Here is a 6,349-nt window from a genome sequence, read left to right as displayed (position 1 = left end):
GATTTGTGTATAAGAGACAGGCGATTAGGCTGGCTTCATTCAGTTAGCTATTACTTGTTAAAGATTAGCCGTTTTTAGGTGGATCAAATGCCGTGAGTTCTAATACTGGACCTGTGTATTTTTCAATCTTCACAAGCGCAGAGTTTGCAGCACAGCCATTCGCCAAACGAGAAGTCGGGATATCCAACGTAAGCACGTTACAGCCACCGTTTTTACATAGACCTGTGTCTTTATCTAAATCAGGCCAACCGCCTTCATGGATACATACAGAGCCTTGTTTGATGCCATCCGTCACTAATGCACCCACCAATACTTGTCCACGACCATTATGTGCACGAACCAAGTCACCCGTTTTAATACCTCGAGCTTTCGCATCTTCAGGGTGAATTGAAATCGGCTCACGGTCTGCAATCGCATACTCTTCGCGGATCTTCGCGTAGTTGAACTGGCTATGCAGACGGTGCGCGGCGTGCGCTGTCATCAGTTGCAGTTCGCCATCTTTAGCGTTGCCTGTGTACTCTGTTGGTTCTAACCAAGTTGGGTGTGCAGGGCAATCATCTAGTTGGTAACCTTCAATGGTTCTTGAGAATATCTCGAACTTGCCACTTGGTGTACCTAGTGGGTTCATGATTGGGTTCTCACGAAAATCAGCGTAACGAACAAACTGTGCGTTCTTCTCGTTCCACTTCATCTCGATCAACTGATTATCTTCCCAGAACTTGCTGAAGTTAGGCATTACGATACGCTGACCACGACCACCTTGCTGTGCGGTTTTGTAAAAACCATACAGCCATTCCATCTCGGTCTTGCCTTCGGTGTACACATCACGACCACCCGGAGCAAGTAACTCAGACATGTCCGCAAATACATCGAAATCGTTACGAGCTTCACCTTGTGGCTCAACCACTTTCTTCATTGGCACTAAGTGTTGGTTACTGTAGTCACCCGTCATCGTCATATCATTACGTTCAAACGATGTAGTAATTGGCAGAACAATATCCGCGTGCTTAGCTGCTGCTGTCCAGTAAGGTTCTGAGATAACAATCAGCTCAGGCTTTTGCCAAGCTTTGATCAAGCGGTTGGTATCTTGGTGGTGAGTAAAGTTCGCACCGCCTGCCCACCAGATCATTTTGATCTCTGGGAACGTTAGGTTGTGACCATTGTGATGGTAGCTTGAACCCGGGTTTTCTAGCGCTTCAACAATACGCGCTACAGGGAATGCGTTCACAGATCCTGAAACAGCCCAATCGTTACCCGCCGAAGAACCACCGCCAAGTGACGCTGAAATCGCAGGAAGTACGCCTGCATCACGAGCAGGGTTACCACCGTTTGAGTAGTGGTAAGAAAGACCGAAACCACCACCAGGCAAGCCAACTTGACCTAGCATTGTCGCTAGCGTAACCAACATCCAGTGACGTTGTTCACCGTATTGTTGACGCTGCATACCCCAGCCAGACATCAGCATAGTACGGTTCTTACTGAAGATATCCGCAAGTAGCTCAAGCTGCTTCACTGGCACACCACAGATCTCAGACGCCCACTCAGCAGATTTTTCTACGCCGTCTTCCTTACCCATCAAGTAAGCTTCGAATACGTCGTAACCTGTTGTGTATTTACCCAAGAATTCTTTATCGTGCTTGCCCTGTTTCACTAACGTGTGTGCGATACCCATCATCATGGCTACGTCAGTCATTGGGTGAGGAGCAATCCACTCTGCGTTGTCACCAAAAAACTCGATAGTCTCAGAGCGCATTGGGTCAATCGCAATCACTGTCTTGCCCGACTTCTTCAACTGGTGGAAGAACTCAAGACCTGCACAGTCGGTTGAGCTCCAAGCGATCTTCAAGGTGTTAATTGGGTTTAGGCCCCAAAGTACCACCACATCACTGTGCTCAAGGATAACTGGGTAAGTCGTCTGCTGTTCATACACCTCAATCGAACCCACAACGTGCGGCATGATAACTTGCGCAGCACCTGTTGAGTAATCACCTAAGTGACCAGAGTAACCACCAGCCATGCTCATGTAACGTTGTAGAAGCGTTTGCGCTTTGTGCAGAACACCACTTGAACGCCAGCCATAAGAGCCTGCGAATACAGATTCCGCACCGTGCTCTTGACGAATACGTGAGTGTTGTTGGTGAATCAATTTGTACACTTCATCCCAAGAGATACGAACAAATTCATCACTACCACGTACACCTTCAGGTGCAGATGGGTTAGCCAAGTAGCCTTTACGAACCATAGGGTACTTAACACGCGCTTTGGTGTGTACTTGATCAGGGCCTGTGGTCTGCAGGCTATTTGGAACCGTTTGTGCCAGTGCATTCGTCGTCGACACTAACTTGCCATCTTTCACTTCACACAGCATTGGTCCCATACGACCTGATGTTAGAACACCAGAACCACGTTTGTCCGAAGCAATTGCGCTCATCGGCGTCAAAGATGTGAATGCCAACGCACCAGCTGTAATACCTGTGCCTTTCATAAATCCACGACGTGTCATATTAGTCATAATTTTATCCTTCTAATTCTCTTTAGTGACCAACAACGTCTTTCGCGTGGTTTTGGAAGTACTTAGTCAGCAGCTCAAGGTTTTGCTCAGAAATGTCTGTACGGTCGCCCATACTTTTCGCAACAGGCCCCCAAGCATTCACAGTGAAGTGGTTTGAAGGAATTTTCGCGTGACACGTTGCACAGTAAACGTTGTCCAACTCTTCTGCGTAAGACCAGATTGGGTCTAGTTTATCGACAACTGGAGAAGTGATATCACCCGTTAGCGCAACTGAACGCCACTCGTTACCATAAGCATCGGCTTTATAGTCACCAGTAGTCAGTGCTTCTTGACCTTTGTCTGTCAATGTCGCAACGATTGCACGTTGGCCTTCACCGAAGTAAAGCACTTGCTCTGCACCTTTCATTTGGAATGCATTCAAAGTCACAGTACGGTTGTCGCCTTCAGCCTTAACCACTTGCAGTTCTGCTGTTGGGTTTACACTGCCGAAGTCACCCATTGCGATATCGGTTACTGGGTAAACCACTTTCGCATCTGCTGGCGTGTTTTTCGTAAATGCGCTCAGGGTATCGAACGCTTTGCTATCTAGCTGAGCTTCAGGAGCAAAATGTGCAACGCCTTTGTGACAATCGATACACGTTTGGTTATTTTCACGACCATAAGCATGCATTTTTGCTGCATCACGAGATTGCTCGAACTCTTCCATTGCATCGAATTCGTGACAAGAGCGACAAGTCGCTGAGTCATTCTCGCGGAATTGAGCCCAAACTGTCTCAGCCATCTCTTCACGGTGTGCTTCATATTTCTCAGGCGTGTCTATCTTACCTGAAATAAATTCGTGGTAGATGTCTTTGGACGCTCTTACTTTGGTGATCACGTAGTCAATCGGATCAGTTGGAATGTGGCAATCGGCACATTCAGCTCGAATGCCTTTTGCGTTACTGAAGTGTACAGAACCTTGGTATTCTTTGTGGGGTGCTTCCATCGTGTGGCAAGAAACACAAAACTCAGTGCTCGATGTATAGTGCATAACGGCTGCAGTTCCCCCTAAGGTTAACCAACCAATACCTATACCAACCGCCGCTATTAGTGCGATATAACGTTTTTTTATTGTCATAATTCTTAATCATCTTCAACAATTGGTTACAATTAAGATCAGAATAGTACTTTAGGGGTAGATCAGTTTGATTTGGATCATAAATCGCATTCTGAGGAACAAAGATTGAACCTTTATGAGAACCCAAGGTCACTTCACGAAATTATTCCCCACCAGATACAATCACCCACCAAATAAGAAGCAGCGGTTAAATATTCATTATTGATTAATCCAACATCAACGAGACAAAACGGCTTTCTAAGTCAAAGAAGTAAATTGTAAATCTATTACAATATTGGCTATCTATTTTTCATAAACTCCTCACTCAATGAACCAAACAGAATTCCAACAAAAAATGGCGAGTTTCACCTCGATTGAACAAGCGCTTGATTACTTCGAAATTGGGTTTGATAGCAAGTTCATCAACCAAAATAGAGTCGAGCTTATGAAACGCTTTAATGGTTATCTGATCCTGTCAAAACCCGATGATTGGTTCTCAGGAAGAAGAGCGCTGAAAAACGCTTATTGTAAGGTTCAACGCAGCAAGTTAGATCGCCACACACGTTCAGCCTGTCGTGGGTGTACAACTTGTCAGCGTCGATAGATAGGAAGTACTGCTCAAAGTAGAGAACTAAAAAGTAGATAGTTGAAATAACATCTCATTACGATTTAGTTAGTGGTTTGCTCGAAAAAAAGTGTGCTAGTCTTACGGCAACTCAACTACGAGATAAAAACTACAATGAAAATTTTCAGCAATTTCGAAAGCGGCAACATTCACGTCGTTTCTGCAGATTCACCACAAAACATTCAACTGACGATCCCAGCAGACTACCAAACTGAAATCTCTCAGTGGTTTCACTTCCGCTTAGAAAGTGAAGCTCAACAATCTCACCACTTTGAAATCGGTCAATTGGCAACATCTGCCTACCCTGAAGGCTGGAAAGATTACGATGTAGTTGCATCGTATGACCGTGAAGAGTGGTTCCGTATCCCATCTCAGTTCGATGGCGATACATTAAGCTTCGATATCATCCCTGAACACGATTCAATGTACTTCGCGTACTTCGCGCCGTACTCATACGATCGTCACCAAGATCTTCTGCACAATGCTCAAACGCACCCTGCTTGTAAGCTTGAAACTCTAGGTCAGACGCTAGACAACAACGACATCACTTTGCTAACCATCGGCGAGCCAAGTGAAGAGAAGAAAAACATCTGGGTTATTGGTCGCCAACACCCTGGCGAGACGATGGCTGAATGGCTGATCGAAGGCCTGCTACAACGCCTACTTGATGAAACAGATACGGTTGGTCGCTCTCTTCTAGACAGCGTTGTGTTCAGAGTTGTACCAAACATGAACCCAGATGGCAGCATCCGCGGTCACCTGCGTACTAACGCGATTGGCGTAAACCTGAACCGCGAATGGCAATCACCTTCTATGGAACGCAGCCCAGAGGTATTCCTTGTTCGCGAGCGTATGCTGGAAACGGGCGTTGACCTGTGTCTAGATATTCACGGCGACGAAGCGATTCCATATAACTTTGTAGCAGGTAGCGAAGGCACACCTTCTTACAACGAGCGCATCGCGAAGCTAGAGAGCCACTTCAAGCAAGCACTGCTCACTATCACGCCAGAGTTCCAAGATGAATTTGGTTACGATAAAGACGAACCAGGCAAAGCAAACATGACAGTTGGCACAAACTGGATTGGTGAGCAATTCAAGTGTTTGGCTTACACCGTCGAGATGCCATTTAAAGATCACATCAGTCACGCTGACGAACTTTACGGCTGGTCTCCAGAACGAAGTGTCGCGTTTGGTCACGATATGCTAGCCGCAGTTTGGGCTACAGTAGACGAGCTATAAGGCGAACTAAGCTCATTAGCTTTACCTGTATCGCCTTTGGTTTATAAGAATCTGGGCTATAGATAGAACAAAGCCCAGCACTTGTGAAAGTGCTGGGCTTTTTAATATCGGCTTGGATGAGTGAATCTAACTTTAAAAGCTTTCTATGCCACTCTGAGGCTAGCAAAAAACACTGGGTATCTTTGCCTAATGTGGCGTTGTTCAGACACCATATCTTTGAAGCTCGGACCTTGTGATAACTGAACGATCACTTCGTCACCTTCTTGTCGCAATACAGCACCGCTAATATCGATACTGTTGTTGTCATGCAACCTCAAGGTGCCGGCCATTGAAAAGCCACGATAAACCGGAATGATGTTACGCATCATCAGGCGTACACCCTTTTCAGAAACTTCGCTGACATGAAAAAGCTCATCCTTAATTCGCATCACCGGACGAGCCTTTTGAGGGTACTTTAAGCGGTAATATTTGCGTTTCTGGGTGAATGAATCTTCACGCATTGGTGACTCCCTGTCTCTGTTATTTCGGTCAAGCAATAGGCTGTAGCTTCAATTGGTCTCAAACAAACACATTCACCAAATTGATAGCTAATAATTATATCGACTTCCCGAGCTAATGCTTTAGAGATTTATACAGAGAAACACTGATTGCTTAGCATTCAGTAAAAAATGAGAACTGAATCGGAAATGAAAACTAAGATGGAAACGAGAACTAAGCCGGAAATGAACTGAACCAATAGCTAAAAACCCAATTCTTCGCATCGCACCCTAAAGCTGAAACAATGCCAACTGAATGCTGAAGCCCACGAATAGAATCCCACACACAATGTTCATCATTTGCGAGGTGCGCTTTTGAACTAACAAACGACTATGGCGTC

The 6,349-nt window shown here is 45.6% G+C and carries 5 protein-coding genes and 1 pseudogene; 2 read left to right on the top strand and 4 right to left on the bottom strand.

All coding sequences use genetic code 11. From position 1 onward, the window contains the following. Window positions 1-64: 64 nt before the first annotated feature. On the bottom strand, window positions 65-2,512 hold the full coding sequence (locus AB4371_RS16800) for a molybdopterin guanine dinucleotide-containing S/N-oxide reductase (RefSeq protein ID WP_017060333.1): 2,448 nt from the start codon (window positions 2,510-2,512) through the stop codon (window positions 65-67). 22 nt (window positions 2,513-2,534) lie between these two features. After that, window positions 2,535-3,629 (bottom strand): NapC/NirT family cytochrome c, encoded by a 1,095-nt coding sequence (locus AB4371_RS16795; RefSeq protein WP_372150373.1) that lies wholly within the window; start codon window positions 3,627-3,629, stop codon window positions 2,535-2,537. 307 nt (window positions 3,630-3,936) lie between these two features. Here AB4371_RS16795 and AB4371_RS16790 point away from each other — a divergent pair, with 307 nt between their 5' ends. Together AB4371_RS16790 and AB4371_RS16785 are read left to right on the top strand one after the other, a co-directional pair. Next, window positions 3,937-4,212, top strand: coding sequence for a nitrogenase-stabilizing/protective protein NifW (locus AB4371_RS16790; protein ID WP_017060331.1), 276 nt, complete (start codon window positions 3,937-3,939; stop codon window positions 4,210-4,212). A 135-nt stretch (window positions 4,213-4,347) separates the two neighbouring features. Beyond that, window positions 4,348-5,472, top strand: coding sequence for a M14-type cytosolic carboxypeptidase (locus AB4371_RS16785; protein ID WP_017060330.1), 1,125 nt, complete (start codon window positions 4,348-4,350; stop codon window positions 5,470-5,472). A gap of 143 nt (window positions 5,473-5,615) precedes the next feature. Here AB4371_RS16785 and AB4371_RS16780 read toward each other — a convergent pair whose 3' ends face one another. After that, entirely contained in the window at window positions 5,616-5,972 is a 357-nt protein-coding gene (locus AB4371_RS16780) for a hypothetical protein (RefSeq protein ID WP_017060329.1), read from the bottom strand. Between the two features lie 267 nt (window positions 5,973-6,239). Next, a pseudogene (locus AB4371_RS16775) lies at window positions 6,240-6,349 on the bottom strand (LysE family translocator); the annotation flags it as partial.

The organism is Vibrio sp. 10N.261.51.A3, assembly GCF_041471965.1.
Lineage (GTDB): Bacteria > Pseudomonadota > Gammaproteobacteria > Enterobacterales > Vibrionaceae > Vibrio > Vibrio crassostreae_C.
This window is presented reverse-complemented; position numbering and strand designations above follow the sequence as displayed.

Excerpts from the sequence above, each read along its gene's own strand:
- AB4371_RS16800 (WP_017060333.1), bottom strand. The coding sequence starts at position 2,512 with ATGACTAATATGACACGTCGTGGATTTATGAAAGGCACAGGTATTACA.
- AB4371_RS16795 (WP_372150373.1), bottom strand. The coding sequence starts at position 3,629 with ATGACAATAAAAAAACGTTATATCGCACTAATAGCGGCGGTTGGTATA.
- AB4371_RS16790 (WP_017060331.1), top strand. The coding sequence starts at position 3,937 with ATGAACCAAACAGAATTCCAACAAAAAATGGCGAGTTTCACCTCGATT.
- AB4371_RS16785 (WP_017060330.1), top strand. The coding sequence starts at position 4,348 with ATGAAAATTTTCAGCAATTTCGAAAGCGGCAACATTCACGTCGTTTCT.
- AB4371_RS16780 (WP_017060329.1), bottom strand. The coding sequence starts at position 5,972 with ATGCGTGAAGATTCATTCACCCAGAAACGCAAATATTACCGCTTAAAG.